The organism is Pseudoalteromonas sp. NZS127_1, from assembly GCF_015864295.1.
In the GTDB taxonomy this organism is placed as follows: Bacteria; Pseudomonadota; Gammaproteobacteria; order Enterobacterales; family Alteromonadaceae; genus Pseudoalteromonas; species Pseudoalteromonas arctica.
This window is the reverse complement of record NZ_JADYXO010000006.1, coordinates 69,434-85,878: the sequence shown is the minus strand read 5'-3', so window position 1 is coordinate 85,878 and position 16,445 is coordinate 69,434. Positions and strand designations below refer to the sequence as shown.

The window sequence follows — 16,445 nt, the reverse complement described above, 5'->3', positions numbered from 1 at the left end:
ACTAAGGCAAGATCATGAAACACACAATATGCTTTGGTGAAGTACTGGTTGATTTACTTTCAAATAAATTGAGCCAAAACAGCAACGAACACGAAGCGTTTACAAAGTTTGCAGGCGGTGCGCCTGCAAACGTAAGCGTAGCTATTGCAAAGCTAGGCGGTAATGCCTACTTTGCAGGAATGCTAAGCACTGATAGCTTTGGCGACTTTTTACATAACGCATTAAAAGAGCAAGGTGTAAAAACCGACTTTATGCGCTTTACTGATCATGCTAAAACGGCGCTTGCGTTTGTGTCACTTGATAACGACGGCGATCGTACGTTTGAGTTTTATCGTGATAACACCGCCGATCTGCACTTTAGTAATAATGACTTTAGTAGCGAATGGTTTGAGCAATGCGATATTTTTCATATTTGCTCAAACACGTTAACCGACGAAAACATCAGAAACACCACCGCTTACGGTGTTAAATTTGCAAAACAAAATAACTCAATTGTGAGCTTTGATATTAACTTGCGCCTTAATTTATGGCCTAGCAATGCCAACCCTCGCGAGCATATTTTACCGTTATTAAAAGACTGCTCAATAATTAAAGCCTCAAAAGAAGAGCTTGAATACCTTGCGGGTGAGCAATCGAGTGATGAATTTATTGCCCAAACACTGAGTAACGGCTGTGAGTTATTTGTAGTTACTGATGCAAGTAACCCAATGTATTGGTTTACTAAACACGGCAAACAAATGCTTATCCCTAAAAAAGTAACTATGGTTGATGCTACCGCCGCCGGCGATGCCTTTGTAGGTGGCCTATTATATCAGCTAGGCTTACAAGCACTTACACCTGTGAGCTTTAGTACGCTTTGTGAAAATAATTCAAAGCTAAATACTATTTTTGAATTTGCTTCATTATGTGGTGCCCACGCAGCATCTTACAAAGGGGCATTTAACTCCCTACCTAATGAAAAATCTCTAAATGATTTTAGGAGCGCACTATGAAAAGCACACCTGATAACTTTAAAAGCCATGAATTTTTAACGCAGCACATTAGCGACACGTTAGCGTTTTATGAGCCAAATATTGACGACGAACACGGTGGTTTTTACCAAAACTTTTCTGATAATGGTGAGGTGTTTGATAAACAAACGCGCCATTTAGTAAGCTCTACTCGTTTTGTATTTAACTATGCACGCGCGTATCAAACCTTTAATGACGAAAAGTATCTTAATCGTGTTAAGTCGGGGATTGAGTTTATTCGTAAGCATCACCTTGTTGAGCAAACTGGCGGCTACAACTGGTTATTAAAAATTGAAAACGGCCAAGCAACCGTACTTGATAACACTAACCATTGTTATGGCTTTGCGTTTGTTATTTTAGCGTACAGCTGGGCATACCGTGTGGGCGTTACAGAGGCGCGTGAATACCTCAACGATACATTTCAAACAATGGAAACACATTTTTGGGATGCAAAAGCCGGGTTATATAAAGATCAGCACAACAGCGACTTCACAAAGTGCGATTCATACCGTGGCCAGAACGCCAACATGCACACCTGCGAAGCACTTATTGCCGCCTATGAAGCCACAAAAGACGAGATATTTTTAAACCGTGCGCTTACTCTTGCCGACAACATGGTTAACCGCCAAGCTAATTTAATGGGCGGATTAATCTGGGAGCATTACGATATAAATTGGCAGGTCGATTTAGAGTACAACAAAAACGATCCTAAAAATTTATTTCGTCCGTGGGGCTTTCAGCCTGGTCATCAAACAGAGTGGTCAAAACTGCTTATGTTTTTAAATAAACATAAACCACAAAAATGGCTTATCGAGCGCGCTCAAGCATTATTTGATAACTCAATAGATGTAGCATGGGATAAAAAACACGGCGGTATTTGCTACGGTTTTGCACCTGATAAAACTATTTGCGATGACGATAAGTACTTTTGGGTTCAAGCCGAAACACTGTGCTGTGCAGCCTACCTTTATGAAACCACAGGTGATGAAAAATACCAGCAATGGTACGACAAAATTTGGCAGTATTCATGGCAGCATTTAGTTGATCATCAATACGGTGCTTGGTTTAGAATTTTAACCGTAGATAACAAAAAAATGGATACCGAGAAAAGCCCTATTGGTAAAACTGATTACCACACTATGGGTGCCTGCTTTGATGTGCTCGAACTATTAAAGTAACTATGTAGTTATAACTTTTACAGTATTGTGTAGACCTTTTAACCGCCAGTTTGGCGGTTTTTTTCTTAATGGGTGGCCAAAATCACTGTACCACTTGTATCTTGAGGTTTTGGATGCAATCTCATCAGAGAAACAAACTCAGGCTAAAAAAACTGGTAAGGCTCGTAAACGCTCTGTTAGCACTGACTTGGAGAGAATTAAAGAAGATAAATCAAAAGAAAAAAGGCTAAAAGATAAATACCGACATGAGTTAGATGTTGCTAATCAAAGGCTAGATGAAGCATATGCAGAGCAAACAATGCTGTTAACTGCGATGATGAATTTTCTAGATATAGAAGATAGAATTAGATTATTACGAGAATCAAAACCTAAGATCGTTAGCATTAAATAGCTAGAGGTTATTAATAATTGCCGCTACATTGTAGGGAAAATATAAATGAAAAAGATAACAAGGAAGCAGCACTTCGTACCCAGGTGTTTACTTAAAAACTTTAGCTATAACGATGGTGCTATTAATATATTCGATTCAACTAGGAATAAGTTACGGCCATCTAATGTTGGAGCTGAACTATTCGAGAATAACTTCTATGATAAAGACAACACGATCGAAAATTTTTTGCGTGATTATATTGAAGGGCCAGGCGCTCAGGCTTTAAAAATAATTACAAGGGAAGTTGATGGACAATTGGATTTTGAAGGGCGAGTAGACCTTCTTCGGTTTATTTTAGTTCAATTAAGCCGTACACCAAATGCATATTCTTCCTCGCTAGATAATATTGACAATTATTTTAATGAATTAATAAATCAATTAGGTCAATTAAATGGTTTTGATAAAGAAGCTCTAGACGGTATAAAAGTTTCTTTTGATAACCCAAAATATTTTCTTCAACTGCAAACACTGGAAGCAGCGCTCAAAGTGCCTCTTCTCTTAGATTTAGAGTGGCACATACTAATTAATGAAACAGCCACTGAGTTTGTGATATCAGATCATCCTGTGGTTCATTACAACTGGTATCTTCGTAACTTACACTCAATAGATATCAGTGGTTTGTCTAAATGTGGATTGCAAGTTTTCTTACCAATATCAAGCACTATTACCTTATGTTTATATGATAGTAAGATCTATAAAATGGGAGCTAAAAATAGTTCCTGTACCATAATTGAAAACTTACCAGATATACATCTGCTAAATGAACTTCAATTTAGGAGTCGAGGCTCATTTATTGTTTTTAGGTCTACAGATGACTCAAACTATGTTAAAAAAATGAGCGATAAGTTTCCAGCGAATAGCATTTATAGTAATACAGTAAAAGCCATAGCTCCCACAATTATTGGAAGGGAAGCTAAAAGTAAAATCACCCTCTGGCGTAAATCTTATATTTTTGATAGATGGTTGTCATTTTGCAAAGTTAAAAACAAGAAAAAAAGTCAGGATATAACCTGTTATGATCGAATACCTGAAGAATTAGCTAAACATGAACAATTCATTAAAGAAATGAGGTCAAAAAAAGAATAAAAATATGACTTATTTGCTTGTTTTTCAATCGCTATTTTATTGCTTTTATGACTTAAATTATGACTTTATTTTTAAGGAATAAAATACATTAAATTCAAGTGGTTAACTTTCAATCATATTTTAAATAATATTTTTTACCAAGGTTAAGGGGTGAAGCGATCACCCCAAGGTTACAAACTTTATTGTCTCTACACAACCTAAGCATACTGCCCACAAGCAAATCCACAGCTCCACGCATACTGAAAATTGTAGCCCCCTAACCAACCCGTTACATCGGTTACTTCGCCTATAAAGTATAGGCCTTTAGCTTTTTTAGCTTCAAAGGTTTTTGAGCTCAACTCGTCGGTATCTACACCGCCCAATGTTACTTCTGCTGTTCTATAACCTTCTGTGCCATTGGGTTTAATTTGCCACGCATGAATATAATTTACTAACTCATCTATTTGAGCATGTGTAAGCTGATTAATATTACAATCTGGTATCGCTTTGCTTTCGTGCAGTACTTCTATAAAGCGTTTAGGTAAAATAGTCGCAAGGCTATTTTTTAACGACTTTTGAGCTTGTGTTTCACGCCAATCAGCAAGTTGTTGCCTTAAATCTATTTCAGGTAATAGGTTTATAGTAACAGCCTGCCCTGCTCGCCAAAATGAGCTTATTTGTAATATTGCAGGGCCCGATAACCCTCGGTGAGTAAAGAGGATATTTTCTTTAAATACGGAGCCATCTTCGCTTGAAACTTCACATGGGATACTAATTCCCGAAAGTCCTTCAAAACGGTCTTTATCGTGCTGGTGCAAAGTAAATGGTACAAGTGCTGCCATGGTTGGTAATACATTTAACCCAAACTGCTCTGCAATTTTATAACCTATTGGTGTAGCCCCTAGTTTTGGCATGGTTAAGCCACCTGATGCTATAACTAACGACTCACAGCTTAAGGTTTCTTGCTCTGTGGTAACGCTATAGCCGGTTTCGGTTTTTGATACGCTGATCACTTCACTGCGTAGCTTTATATTTACTCCGGCCCACTCACATTCGGTTAGTAAAATATCAACAATGTCTTGTGCATTGTTATCGCAAAAAAGCTGGCCTAGTGTTTTATGGTGATACGCCAAGCCATGTCTGTCCACCAGCTCAATAAAGTCATGCTGTGTATAACGACTTAAGCATGATTTAACAAAATGAGAGTTTGTGCATAGGTAGTTATCCGGGGTTGCATTTTCATTTGTAAAATTGCAACGCCCACCACCACTTATTAAAATTTTACGACCTGGTTTTTTCCCCATATCAAGTACTGTAACGCTTCGGCCACGGTATCCAGCTTGCGCTGCACACATTAATCCTGCTGCTCCCGCACCTATTACAATTACATCTACTTGGGTCATTTATTTATCTCATTAAAAAATTTGCTCGATTATAGCAAAGTTTAATAGCTAACAACGCAGCATTTGAATTATTAGTAATAACACAACAAAAACACATCAGTAATAAGTGGGGAATAATTACCCTCACAATAAAACAATCCTTTATACTTATTTTTAATTTATATGACAAATACTAAACAACGAGTAAACCGCTAAAAACCTGGGTTATAACTAAATGAAAGAGGTACATAATAAATTGATATTTTAACCTGATTAACAGATCGTTTACTTTTGTTCCCGCATCGTGATCTTATATCACGAAATAATAAATAAAAATCTAGGGATAATTATGACAACTAGTAAAACTTTTAAAAGATGCGCAATTGCAATTACAGTTAGTACGCTTTTTGCAGCAACATCTGGCATGGCTCAATCAGTTTCAAGTTCAATGGCTGAAACATCGGCTAAACTACAAAGCCAAGGCAGTTTCGAAACTCAGTTCATTATTAAATATAAAAATAATAACGAAATGGCGAGCTTTTCAACTGCTGACGCAAACCCGTCTAGCATGAAAAAGCGCGCACAGAGCTTTGTTAAAAACTTCGCTTCTAAAAAAGGCAAAGTAAAAGCAAAATATATTCGTGCAATGGCACTTAATAACCACCACGTAATGCGTGCTGATAAAAAATTAAGTGCGGCAGAGGCCCAAGAGTTTATGCAAGAAATGGTTGATTCAGGCAATGTTGAATACATTGAAGTGGATCAAATGTTAAAGCCGTTTTCAACTCCTAACGATCCACGCTTTGATGACCAATGGCACTACTACGAGCAAGCCGGTGGTTTAAACTTACCTACTGCATGGGATACCGCAACGGGTAGCGGTGTAGTTGTAGCTGTACTAGATACGGGTTACCGCCCACATGCCGATTTAAATGCTAACATTTTACCGGGTTACGATATGATCTCTAACCTATCGGTAGCTAACGATGGCGGTGGTCGCGATAGCGATGCACGTGATCCTGGTGATGCAGTTGCTGCGAATGAATGTGGCACTAACGGTGCACAAAACTCTAGCTGGCACGGCACGCACGTAGCCGGCACAGTTGCTGCGGTAACCAATAACGGTGAAGGTGTTGCAGGCGTAGCTTATAACGCAAAAGTAGTGCCTGTTCGTGTACTTGGTAAGTGTGGTGGTTTAACCTCTGATATTGCAGATGGTATTATTTGGGCATCTGGCGGAAGTGTTTCAGGCATTCCTGCTAACTCAAACCCTGCAGATGTAATAAATATGAGTTTAGGTGGCAGCGGTTCATGTAGCTCTACAACTCAAAATGCAATTAACACCGCGCGTAGTAACGGCACTGTGGTAGTTATTGCTGCAGGTAACGATAACGATAACTCCGCAAACTACAACCCAGGTAACTGTAATGGTGTAGTAAACGTAGCATCAGTAGGTCGTAATGGCGGTCGAGCTTATTACTCAAACTACGGTAGCAATATTGATGTTGCAGCACCGGGTGGCGCGCAAAGTTTTGCAAACGACTCCGAGGGTGTTCTATCAACTTATAACTCAGGTTCGTCTACACCTTCAAGCGACAGCTACGGTTATTCGCAAGGTACATCAATGGCTGCGCCTCACGTAGCAGGTGTTGCGGCACTTATTAAGCAAGCAAAACCAGATGCAACGCCTGACGAAATAGAAAGTATTTTAAAATCAACAACCCGTTCGTTCCCTGCTACATGTACTAGCTGTGGTACGGGTATTGTTGATGCAGCCGCAGCTGTTGCAGCTGCAAGTGGCGGCACTACTCCGCCTACAGGCGGTGATAGCGAGCTTATTAATGGTGAAGCTAAAACAGGTTTAAGTGGGGCTGCAAATGCACAAGCGTTTTACACTATGACCGTACCAAGCGGTGCAACTAACGTAACATTCACTATGAGTGGTGGTACTGGTGATGCTGATTTATACGTACGTGCGGGCAGTAAACCTACAACTACTACCTATGACTGTCGCCCTTATAAAGGCGGTAATAGCGAAGAGTGTTCTATTGATAACCCTACTGCGGGAACTTACCACGTAATGCTTAACGGCTACTCTGCGTATTCAGCTGTGAGCTTGGTAGGTAATATTACTGGTGGTTCATCGTCTGGTGGCGGTACAGGCACTCCACAAGCAGGCGGCGGCACTATAAGCGATGTGACAGCCAATACTGGTCAGTGGAAACATTACACGTTAGATGTACCTGCAGGAATGAGTACGTTTACAGTAACAACGTCGGGTGGAAGTGGCGATGCAGACTTATTTGTAAAATATGGCAGCCAACCAACAACCACTACGTACGATTGTCGCCCTTATAAAAATGGCAACGCAGAAACATGTACATTTACCAATCCACAAGCAGGTACTTGGCACTTAAGCGTTAACGCCTATAGCACTTTCTCTGGTTTAACACTTAGCGGACAATACCAACCGTAATTTAAAATTTGAGCCGTAAATAAAAAACCGATGTTGTTTCCAACATCGGTTTTTAAATAGTAAGTAGCTGATTAATTAAAGCTAAAACCTACATTTTATTACTGTTATAGCTTCTCTAGTACTGATTCTGCACGGCTTACAACAAACTCTTTGTCTTGCTCTAAAAATAAACCAGTTACTACTGCATTTTCAACAATCATAGCGTAACGCGTTGAACGTAAACCACCAAAACTAGCGGTATCTTTATCAAGCCCTAACGATTTAGTGAAACTTCCATCGCCATCAGCAAGCATTGTAATTTCTTGCGCGTTTTGCGAGTCGCCCCATGCTTTCATAACAAATGCGTCATTAACAGATACACAGTAAATAGCATCAACACCTTTTGCTTTAATTTTATCAGCAAGAGTAATAAATTCAGGTAGATGTGCATTTGAACACGTTGGTGTAAATGCACCTGGCACTGCAAATAACACGACTTTTTTACCTTCAAACAACTCTTTGTTTGTAAGAGATTGCATACCGTCGTCAGTTAATTGCGTTAACGTAACCGATGGTAATTCTTGGCCTTGCTCAATCATGGTGGTTCCTTTAAAAGATCAATACAGAATAAGTAACAATCATACTACGTAACCTATTACAGTGTAGGTAAAGTGTAACTAACTTAGTAACCCAGAGTAGTCTAGCAAAGGTTTATAGACCGCGTTCACTACATTTTATGAAAACTATTTTAGCTTCTATAGTTTTCATAAAATTTATTGCTCTGTAGTTAAGGTAAATTCAAATCGTTTATAAAGCGAGAAAAGTCATTACCTAACTTTTTATCCCGCATGCTGTACTCGACAATTGCTTTTAAATAGCCTAACTTATCTCCGCAATCGTGAGAGCGACCACTCATATGGAATGCTTCAACAGTTTCTTGTGCCATTAATGCGTCAATAGAATCTGTAAGTTGTATTTCACCGCCAGCACCTACAGACGTTTTTGCAAGTAGAGGCCAAATATTCTTACTCAGTACATATCGCCCTACAACAGCAAGATTTGAAGGTGCTAAATCTGCATCAGGTTTTTCAACCATTGCTTTAATTGCAGCACTTTTACCTGGCATTAACTCAACACCGTTTATATCAGCAATACCATATTTACTAACGTCTTCTTTAGCTACTGGCTCAAGCATTATTTGGCTTGCTTGAGTTTCTTTAAAGCGTTTAATCATGGCCGCTAAGTTTTCAGTTTCTTGATCGGCAGTATAAGCATCAAGTATCACATCTGGCAGGAGCACTACAAAGTTATCGTCACCAACTATTGGCTTAGCACACAAAATAGCATGCCCTAGCCCTTTAGCTTCTCCTTGACGTACACTCATAATGGTGACATCAGGCGGACAAATAGAGCGAATCTCATCTAATAAAGCACGTTTAACACGTTTTTCAAGAGTAGCTTCTAGCTCGTAACTTGTATCAAAATGGTTTTCGATTGCATTTTTAGAGCTGTGTGTAACTAATACAATATCTTTAATACCGGCAGATACACATTCGCTGACAATATATTGAATTAGAGGTTTATCAACTATAGGGAGCATTTCTTTTGGAATAGCTTTTGTCATAGGGAGCATTCTCGTCCCTAAGCCTGCTACTGGAATTACAGCTTTCATATCTATCCTTAGTGATTAAGTTTGTAAATAAACTAGCAGATACAAAATAGATACCAGCTGAATAAAGTTACCTCTTTTGAAGGAGTAAATTTGAAGCTGCTTTTAAAGTGAAGACTCTACACTTTGGGAATATAAAATAGATAGGTAAATAGTGAACTTATTAATGATTTTGTTGGGGGGGGGGGTGAGATTACATTAGCTAAATAAAAAAGCCTGAGATTGTTATTAATAACAACTTCAGACTAATCAATATTTAACAATACCTTACTGAAGGTAGAGTTATAAAACCTTTTTATAATTAAAGACCAGCGCGATCTTTAATCACTGCAATAAGTGGTGAGCTAGCAAAGTTGCCTTCAGCCCAAGCAATATCAGCACCATCTGTTAACGCACTTTTTGATAAGTTTTTAACTATATACTCACCAGTATCCACTGCATTACTAGCAACAGCATGACGTAATAAGTTATTACCATTACATTGTACTGCATCATAAATATTACGAATTTTTACACGAGAGCTTTTAAGCTTGCTGCGTAATCGGTTTTTATCGTCTGCCGCAATATATTCACAAATAGATACTGCTAATTGATCTTCAGCATTTGCAGGTGCTGTATACGAAAAAGAACTTACAGCGACAACAGCAGTAAGTGCAACTAGCTTTGGTAATTTAAACATGACAAACCCTTTATAATACTTTGTTCTTATATAGACTATCGAATATTATATCAATCTATCAAAAATTACGCAATAATGTTAATGTTCTTTATACAAAGTTACGAATTTATAACTAGATTTGTTTTTTTCATCAGGAAGGTTTTGTTGCTCTTCCTTCACGTTCCAATTAGCAACTTTATTGTAATCAGGAAACTGTGTATCGCCTTTAATATCTAAATCAATAAAGGTTAAATACAAGCGTTCTGCTTTTGGTAAAAATTGCTCATAAATATTACCGCCACCAATAATCATTACTTCTTCAACAGCACAAACTAGTTCTAGTGCGGCCTCTGGTGTGGTTACCACTTCAATACCCTGTGCAGTATATTCGCTGTTTCGAGTAATAATAATATTACGACGCCCGGGTAAAGGACGGCCTATTGACTCAAAAGTTTTACGACCCATGATCACAGGTTTACCCGTAGTTATTTTTTTAAAATGCTGAAGATCCGCAGGTAAATGCCATGGCATTTTATTATCTAGGCCAATTACACGGTTATTTGCCATTGCTGCAATCATTGAAATTATCATAATAAACACCTAGTACTTTATTCTTAAACAAAGAAAAAGGAGCATAAGCTCCTTTTTAATAAATTCTATTTAATTAACGCTCGTAGACAACTTCTACGTCGTAATCATCTTCATCCCAGTCGTCCCAATCATCATCATTGCCTTTACCTTTAGTGGCTTTTTCATGATAGGTATCCCACTTAAATTCAACTTCTTCATCTTCAACTTGTACAAACTTCTCTTTAGGCATGCTATCAAGTAGTGTCATTATGTTGTGGATTAAAGGTTGAGTATTAAGTTTATTAATTGCTGAAATGTGATAAATATTTTCAGTTTCGCCCAGCTCTTCTGCAATCGCTTCGCATAGCGCTTTTGCTTCATCTTCTGGTAATAAATCTATTTTATTAAACACTAACCAGCGTGGCTTTTCAGCTAATTTAGGGCTGTATTGGTGTAGCTCGTTAATAATCGAGAATGCATTATCAACAGGGTTTGAACCATCTACCGGCATTACATCAATAATGTGCAATAACACACGACAACGCTCTAAATGCTTCAAGAAGCGAATACCTAGGCCTGCACCATCAGATGCACCTTCAATTAGACCCGGAATATCGGCTATAACAAATGATTTATTTGCTTCTGGACGTACCACACCTAAATTAGGAATAAGCGTCGTGAATGGGTAATCAGCTACTTTTGGTCTTGCTGCAGATACACTGCGGATAAACGTAGATTTACCTGCATTTGGTAATCCTAGTAAGCCTACATCAGCTAATAATAGTAACTCTAACTTTAAGTTACGTACTTCACCGGGTGTGCCCAATGTTTTTTGACGAGGTGCTCGGTTAGTACTTGATTTAAAACGTGCATTCCCCAAGCCGTGGAAACCACCTTTTGCAACCAAAATTCGTTGACCATCTTGAGTTAAGTCGCCAAGTCCCTCTTGGGTATCAACATCCATGATGCGCGTGCCTACAGGCACCATAACAAATAAGTCATCGGCTTTTCGGCCTGTACAGTTACGGCTACGACCGTTAGTACCACGTTCAGCTCTATGAAAGCGCTCAAACTGATAATCAATTAGGGTATTTAAGTTTTCATCAGCTTGTAGATAAACACTACCACCGTCTCCACCGTCACCGCCGTCTGGTCCACCATCTGGAACATATTTTTCACGACGGAAAGACACGATGCCACTGCCACCGTCTCCAGCTTCTGCGCGAATTTCTACTTCATCTACAAACTTCATGATTACTCACTTTAGGGATTGGCTTGTTTAATAACTCTATTATATACACAAGCCAACACAAATGCAGGCTTGGGTATATATTTTGACTGACTACAAAACAAAAAACCCCGCAAAGGCGGGGTTTTTAACTACCTTACTGATTACTCAGTTACGATAGTTACGTATTTACGGTTTAAAGGACCTTTTTGTTCAAACTGAACTTTACCATCTGCTTTTGCGAAGATAGTGTGGTCTTTACCGATACCTACGTTAGTACCAGGGTGGAAACGAGTTCCACGCTGACGAACAATGATGCTACCCGCTAGAACTGATTCGCCACCAAAACGCTTAACACCTAGGCGTTTGCTTTCTGAATCGCGACCGTTACGAGTACTACCAGCTGCTTTTTTATGTGCCATTTCTAAGTACCTCTAATTAAGCGCTAATGCTAGTGATTTTAACTTCAGTGAACCATTGACGATGGCCCATTTGCTTACGAGAATGCTTACGGCGTCTAAATTTAACAACCTTAATCTTCTCACCGCGACCATGTGAAACAACCTCAGCTGTTATCTTGCCACCGTTTACGAACGGTACACCGATCTCGATTTTCTCACCATCAGCAACTAAAAGTACTGAATCAAATTCTACTGCCGCACCAGTTTCAACGTCTAATTTTTCAAGACGAATCGTTTGACCTTCAGTCACACGATGCTGTTTACCACCACTTTGGAAAACCGCGTACATAATTAACTCCGTCTGTGCACCCTCAAATCGGCGCAACTAAAATATTCTTCGATAGGGCGCGAAGTTTACGCTAACGCGAAATAACTAGCAAGCCTATTTTGTAATTAAAATGAATAAAAAGTAGCTGCTTTGAGAGCAATTCAATATTTACCCCATTTTATATTAATTAGCCCTTTTGCCAAGCGCTTTTTAACTCTTAGTCGAAATAAATTAATGTACTCAAATATGACCCTCACAGCTTAATATCTAAGCACACCATAAACTGTATATTGATTATCAATTAATCAGTTATCTTGGCTAATTCAGTCTAAATTAAGTACTTTAATAGTGTTTTTTCAATCAATCGTCACAAAATATCGAGCTAGTGCATTTTTTGTTGTACAATCTGCGCCGTTCACACATAAAAATTGGCTCGGAGATCAATGGATATAAAAGCTATCCAGGCGTTAATCGAAAGCGATATGAATGACGTCAATCAACTTATACATGCGCAAATGCGCTCAGATGTGGCGTTAGTTAATCAGCTTGGTTTATATATAGTTAGCAGTGGCGGCAAACGCGTTCGTCCAATGCTGGCGATTTTAGCAGCCAAAGCGCTCGGTTATCAGGGTAAAGATCACATAACACTTGCAACAATTGTTGAGTTTATTCATACAGCAACGCTATTGCATGACGATGTTGTAGATGAATCAAACTTACGACGTGGCACACCTACAGCAAATGCTGAATTTGGTAATGCTGCTAGCGTATTGGTTGGTGACTTTATTTACACTCGTTCATTTCAGCTTATGGTTGGCCTTGGAAAAATGCAGGTTATGCAAGTACTTGCCGATGCAACAAACATTATTGCTGAAGGTGAAGTATTGCAGTTAATGAACTGCAACGACCCAGATACGACCGAAGCCAGTTATATGCAGGTTATTTACTCTAAAACAGCTAAGTTGTTTGAAGCAGCGACAGGCCTTGCTGCCATTATTACTGAGCAAGACCAAACTACGCTCGATGCACTAAACCTTTACGGTATGCATTTAGGGACTGCGTTTCAGCTAGTAGACGATGTACTTGATTACAATGCAGATGCTGAGCAGCTGGGTAAAAACATTGGTGATGATTTAGCTGAAGGCAAACCAACGCTTCCACTTATTTATGCTATGCAACATGGTAGCGAGCAGCAAACGCAGCTTATTCGTGATGCAATAGAGCACAGTAATGGTATGGAGCATTTAGAAGACATTCTATCGGCACTGAAGCAAACTAATGCGCTTGAATTTACAATGCAAAAAGCAGAGCTTGAAGCTGACAAAGCTATTGCCTGTTTAGACTTTTTAGCTGAGTCTGACTATAAGCAAGCACTCATAAGCCTTGCTCGTATTGCGGTTGACCGCGACCACTAGTTACACAGTGTGACATTAATTCTGAGCAACAAAAAAGCCTGCAAATGCAGGCTTTTTTGTTATTCTACTTTGGCTATTACGCCATGAAATCAACACCTTCTTTGATGTCTTTTTTCAGTGTTTCAAGCATGTCATTTTTTGCTTTTGTTTCAAATGCGCTTAGTTCGCCGTAAGAAAGAATTTCTTCTACGCCGTTTTTACCTAAACGTACTGGGTGTGCAAAGTACTCTGCATCGCCATTTTCAACAGCAACGTAAGCGTAATCTACAACTTCTTCACCCTGTAGGCCTTTAACTAAAGACATACAAAAACGAGCAGCAGCTGCGCCCATTGATAATGTAGCTGAACCGCCACCGGCTTTAGCATTTACAACTTCAGTACCCGCATTTTGGATACGTGGAGTAAGTGCAGCAACTTCTTCATCAGTGAAAGAAACACCTTCAACTTGAGAAAGTAGAGGAAGAATGGTTGTGCCTGAGTGACCACCAATTACTGGTACTTTCACAGTTGCTACGTCTACGCCTTTAAGTTCAGCAACAAATGCTTCTGAACGAATAACGTCAAGCGTAGTAATACCGAATACGCGTTTAGCGTCGTAAGTACCTGCTTTTTTGAATACTTCAGCAACGATTGGAACTGTGCCATTTACTGGGTTAGTAATAATACCTACTAACGCTTTAGGACAGCTAGCAACAATGCCTTCTGCTAAAGTTTTGATGATACCAGCATTTACATTAAATAAATCAGCACGATCCATACCTGGTTTACGTGGCATACCCGCTGGGATAAGAACGATGTCAGAGCCTTCAAGCGCTTTGTTTAATTCGTCTGCGCCAAAGCCTGCTACTTTAACATCTGTTGGGATGTGAGAAAGGTCAACCGCAACACCTGGTACTACTGGTGCAACATCATAAAGTGATAATTCAGAGCCAGCTGGTAAGCCTGTTTTTAATAATAAAGACAACGCTTGGCCGATACCGCCTGCAGCACCTAATACAGCAACTTTCATTGGAATTCTCCGTAATTTGAGGTAGGAAACATTTGTGGCTCTTAAGATAATGAAATTAGCGACTAAAAACAAATTTATCCTGTCTATTTCAAGTATATTTTCGACCATAGTCGTAAACTTTTGTGATTTAACGCATCAAACTGGCAAGTTAACTAAACAACTGCTGCATAATTATTCATTTTTGTGTAGAATTTGCGGCATAAATAACAAAAACGAATAAAGACTATGCAACCACAAGATAAACAAGAAGCATTGGTAAAAGCATTTAAATCACTATTAAAAGAAGAAAATTTTGGCTCTCAAGGCGAAATAGTTGATGCATTAAAAGATCAAGGCTTTGACAATATAAGCCAAAGTAAAGTATCGCGCATGCTAAGTAAATTTGGTGCTGTACGCACACGTAACGCCAAACAAGAAATGGTTTACTGCTTACCAGCTGAAATGGGTGTACCTACGGCTAAAAGCCCATTACGCCAATTAGTAATCGACATTATGCACAACGAAATGATGATCATTATTCGTACCAGTCCAGGCGCCGCTCAGCTTATCGCGCGTTTATTAGATTCATTAGGTAAAGCAGATGGCGTACTAGGAACAATTGCAGGCGACGATACTATTTTTATCGCTCCTGCTAAAATATCTGAAATAGATGTAACACTTGAACGTGTTCGCATTTTATTTGATACGGTTTAATAGCAAACTAAATTTGTTTTAAAAACCCGACTGAAGGCGCAAAGAAAGCAGAACCCATATCGGCTTGAGTAAAATCAAGCCAGTGGTCGTAGCAATCACCTTCTCCTAAACGACTTTTAAGTACTTTTTCAAATGCAGTACCCGTACTAGCGCATGTAATTGATAACATTCCCTGCTCATACACATCGCCATAAGGCATGCTCTGATTTAATAATAGCGGTTGTCCGTCTTCGTCTTTTAGCTCACTACGTGAAGCATGGCTGGTTTCAATCGCGGGGATAATTAGTGTGTTATCAAGGCGCGTACGCCCCATTATTTGTTCTTGCTCACTCAATGATAAGTGCTGCCACATAGTTAAATCATGCTTATAACGCTGTACATGAATATAACTCCCCTGATCTTCAAAATTGCCAGGGTTACTAATTAAAGCCGTAGCGCGCTTTTTTCTTCCATGTGCGGTGTCGCCACCATAAATAAAACCATTAAAATCACGACCATCTAAAAAGCGAAAATTACGAATTTGCTCCACCAGCTCAACATCGGGGGCAAATAGTTTTAAAATTTGCAGCGCAAATAAATGGTTAACGTCTTCACGGTCAGAGCGAATTTGCACAAATAAATCGCACGGTTGTACGCTCATTTGATGATCGCTATGGTTTATATTAGGAAAGCTCTGTAATTCGCTTGGGATGTATTCAGGGAGGATATGCGGCCAATATTGCGCACCAATAGCAACCATACAAGAGAGCATTGATTCTGAAAATTGATCGCTAAATTCTTCTTCAATAGCGCTTACTTGTTTTAACTTTGCGCGAAGTGATTCATCTTGACCATCAAACACATTAAAAAATAAGTGCAAACCGTGTAAGTTTGCTTCAGCACAAATCCCTGATTGCGCTTGCGCCATTGTTATTCCTTAGTTTTATAGATAAAAACACAGCGAATAACAAATTA

The 16,445-nt window shown here is 39.1% G+C and carries 17 protein-coding genes; 7 read left to right on the top strand and 10 right to left on the bottom strand.

Annotated features, from left to right (window positions below):
• Window positions 1-14: 14 nt before the first annotated feature.
• From I6F50_RS07705 to I6F50_RS07690, 4 genes are all read left to right on the top strand, one after another.
• Entirely contained in the window at window positions 15-992 is a 978-nt protein-coding gene (locus I6F50_RS07705; RefSeq protein ID WP_197140837.1) for a carbohydrate kinase, read from the top strand.
• Window positions 989-2,188 carry an AGE family epimerase/isomerase gene (locus I6F50_RS07700; protein WP_197140839.1) on the top strand — a complete coding sequence of 400 codons (1,200 nt, stop codon included), beginning with the start codon at window positions 989-991 and terminating at the stop codon, window positions 2,186-2,188. The genes I6F50_RS07705 and I6F50_RS07700 overlap by 4 nt, the downstream gene beginning before the upstream one ends.
• A 109-nt stretch (window positions 2,189-2,297) precedes the next feature.
• The gene (locus I6F50_RS07695) at window positions 2,298-2,579 is read left to right on the top strand and encodes a hypothetical protein (RefSeq protein WP_133120271.1); all 282 of its coding nucleotides are present in this window, start codon (window positions 2,298-2,300) and stop codon (window positions 2,577-2,579) included.
• Window positions 2,580-2,624: 45 nt separating this feature from the next.
• Window positions 2,625-3,704, top strand: a complete 1,080-nt coding sequence (locus I6F50_RS07690; RefSeq protein ID WP_024608050.1) for a DUF4238 domain-containing protein — start codon at window positions 2,625-2,627, stop codon at window positions 3,702-3,704.
• Window positions 3,705-3,901: 197 nt separating this feature from the next.
• Here the strand turns inward: I6F50_RS07690 and I6F50_RS07685 are convergent, their stop codons facing one another.
• Complete coding sequence (locus I6F50_RS07685; protein ID WP_197119674.1) at window positions 3,902-5,086, bottom strand: NAD(P)/FAD-dependent oxidoreductase; 1,185 nt, start codon at window positions 5,084-5,086, stop codon at window positions 3,902-3,904.
• A gap of 328 nt (window positions 5,087-5,414) precedes the next feature.
• Here I6F50_RS07685 and I6F50_RS07680 point away from each other — a divergent pair, with 328 nt between their 5' ends.
• The gene (locus tag I6F50_RS07680; protein ID WP_165727155.1) at window positions 5,415-7,541 is read left to right on the top strand and encodes a S8 family peptidase; all 2,127 of its coding nucleotides are present in this window, start codon (window positions 5,415-5,417) and stop codon (window positions 7,539-7,541) included.
• A gap of 104 nt (window positions 7,542-7,645) precedes the next feature.
• On the opposite strand, the gene I6F50_RS07675 is transcribed toward I6F50_RS07680, so the two are convergent.
• The 7 genes from I6F50_RS07675 to rplU all read right to left on the bottom strand — a co-directional run bounded on the left by I6F50_RS07675 (window position 7,646) and on the right by rplU (window position 12,395).
• The gene (locus tag I6F50_RS07675; RefSeq protein WP_197175858.1) at window positions 7,646-8,119 is read right to left on the bottom strand and encodes a peroxiredoxin; all 474 of its coding nucleotides are present in this window, start codon (window positions 8,117-8,119) and stop codon (window positions 7,646-7,648) included.
• Window positions 8,120-8,307: 188 nt separating this feature from the next.
• On the bottom strand, window positions 8,308-9,192 hold the full coding sequence (galU, locus tag I6F50_RS07670; protein ID WP_024593607.1) for a UTP--glucose-1-phosphate uridylyltransferase GalU: 885 nt from the start codon (window positions 9,190-9,192) through the stop codon (window positions 8,308-8,310).
• A gap of 298 nt (window positions 9,193-9,490) precedes the next feature.
• Complete coding sequence (locus I6F50_RS07665) at window positions 9,491-9,868, bottom strand: DUF3718 domain-containing protein (RefSeq protein WP_007586082.1); 378 nt, start codon at window positions 9,866-9,868, stop codon at window positions 9,491-9,493.
• Window positions 9,869-9,946: 78 nt separating this feature from the next.
• The gene (folA, locus tag I6F50_RS07660) at window positions 9,947-10,438 is read right to left on the bottom strand and encodes a type 3 dihydrofolate reductase (protein ID WP_165727153.1); all 492 of its coding nucleotides are present in this window, start codon (window positions 10,436-10,438) and stop codon (window positions 9,947-9,949) included.
• 73 nt (window positions 10,439-10,511) lie between these two features.
• Window positions 10,512-11,669 (bottom strand): Obg family GTPase CgtA, encoded by a 1,158-nt coding sequence (gene cgtA, locus I6F50_RS07655; RefSeq protein WP_007586086.1) that lies wholly within the window; start codon window positions 11,667-11,669, stop codon window positions 10,512-10,514.
• A gap of 140 nt (window positions 11,670-11,809) precedes the next feature.
• Window positions 11,810-12,067, bottom strand: a complete 258-nt coding sequence (rpmA, locus tag I6F50_RS07650; protein WP_002957747.1) for a 50S ribosomal protein L27 — start codon at window positions 12,065-12,067, stop codon at window positions 11,810-11,812.
• A 16-nt stretch (window positions 12,068-12,083) separates the two neighbouring features.
• The gene (gene rplU / locus I6F50_RS07645; RefSeq protein ID WP_002957748.1) at window positions 12,084-12,395 is read right to left on the bottom strand and encodes a 50S ribosomal protein L21; all 312 of its coding nucleotides are present in this window, start codon (window positions 12,393-12,395) and stop codon (window positions 12,084-12,086) included.
• A 422-nt stretch (window positions 12,396-12,817) separates the two neighbouring features.
• Between rplU and ispB the strand changes: the two genes are divergently transcribed.
• Window positions 12,818-13,789: an octaprenyl diphosphate synthase gene (gene ispB / locus I6F50_RS07640; RefSeq protein ID WP_007586099.1), complete on the top strand. Its 972-nt coding sequence runs from the start codon at window positions 12,818-12,820 to the stop codon at window positions 13,787-13,789.
• Between the two features lie 76 nt (window positions 13,790-13,865).
• Here the strand turns inward: ispB and mdh are convergent, their stop codons facing one another.
• Window positions 13,866-14,798, bottom strand: a complete 933-nt coding sequence (mdh, locus tag I6F50_RS07635) for a malate dehydrogenase (RefSeq protein WP_007586102.1) — start codon at window positions 14,796-14,798, stop codon at window positions 13,866-13,868.
• Window positions 14,799-15,023: 225 nt separating this feature from the next.
• Here mdh and argR point away from each other — a divergent pair, with 225 nt between their 5' ends.
• Complete coding sequence (gene argR, locus I6F50_RS07630) at window positions 15,024-15,491, top strand: transcriptional regulator ArgR (protein ID WP_002957753.1); 468 nt, start codon at window positions 15,024-15,026, stop codon at window positions 15,489-15,491.
• A gap of 7 nt (window positions 15,492-15,498) precedes the next feature.
• Here argR and I6F50_RS07625 read toward each other — a convergent pair whose 3' ends face one another.
• Window positions 15,499-16,398 (bottom strand): Dyp-type peroxidase, encoded by a 900-nt coding sequence (locus I6F50_RS07625; protein ID WP_165727152.1) that lies wholly within the window; start codon window positions 16,396-16,398, stop codon window positions 15,499-15,501.
• Window positions 16,399-16,445: the final 47 nt, after the last annotated feature.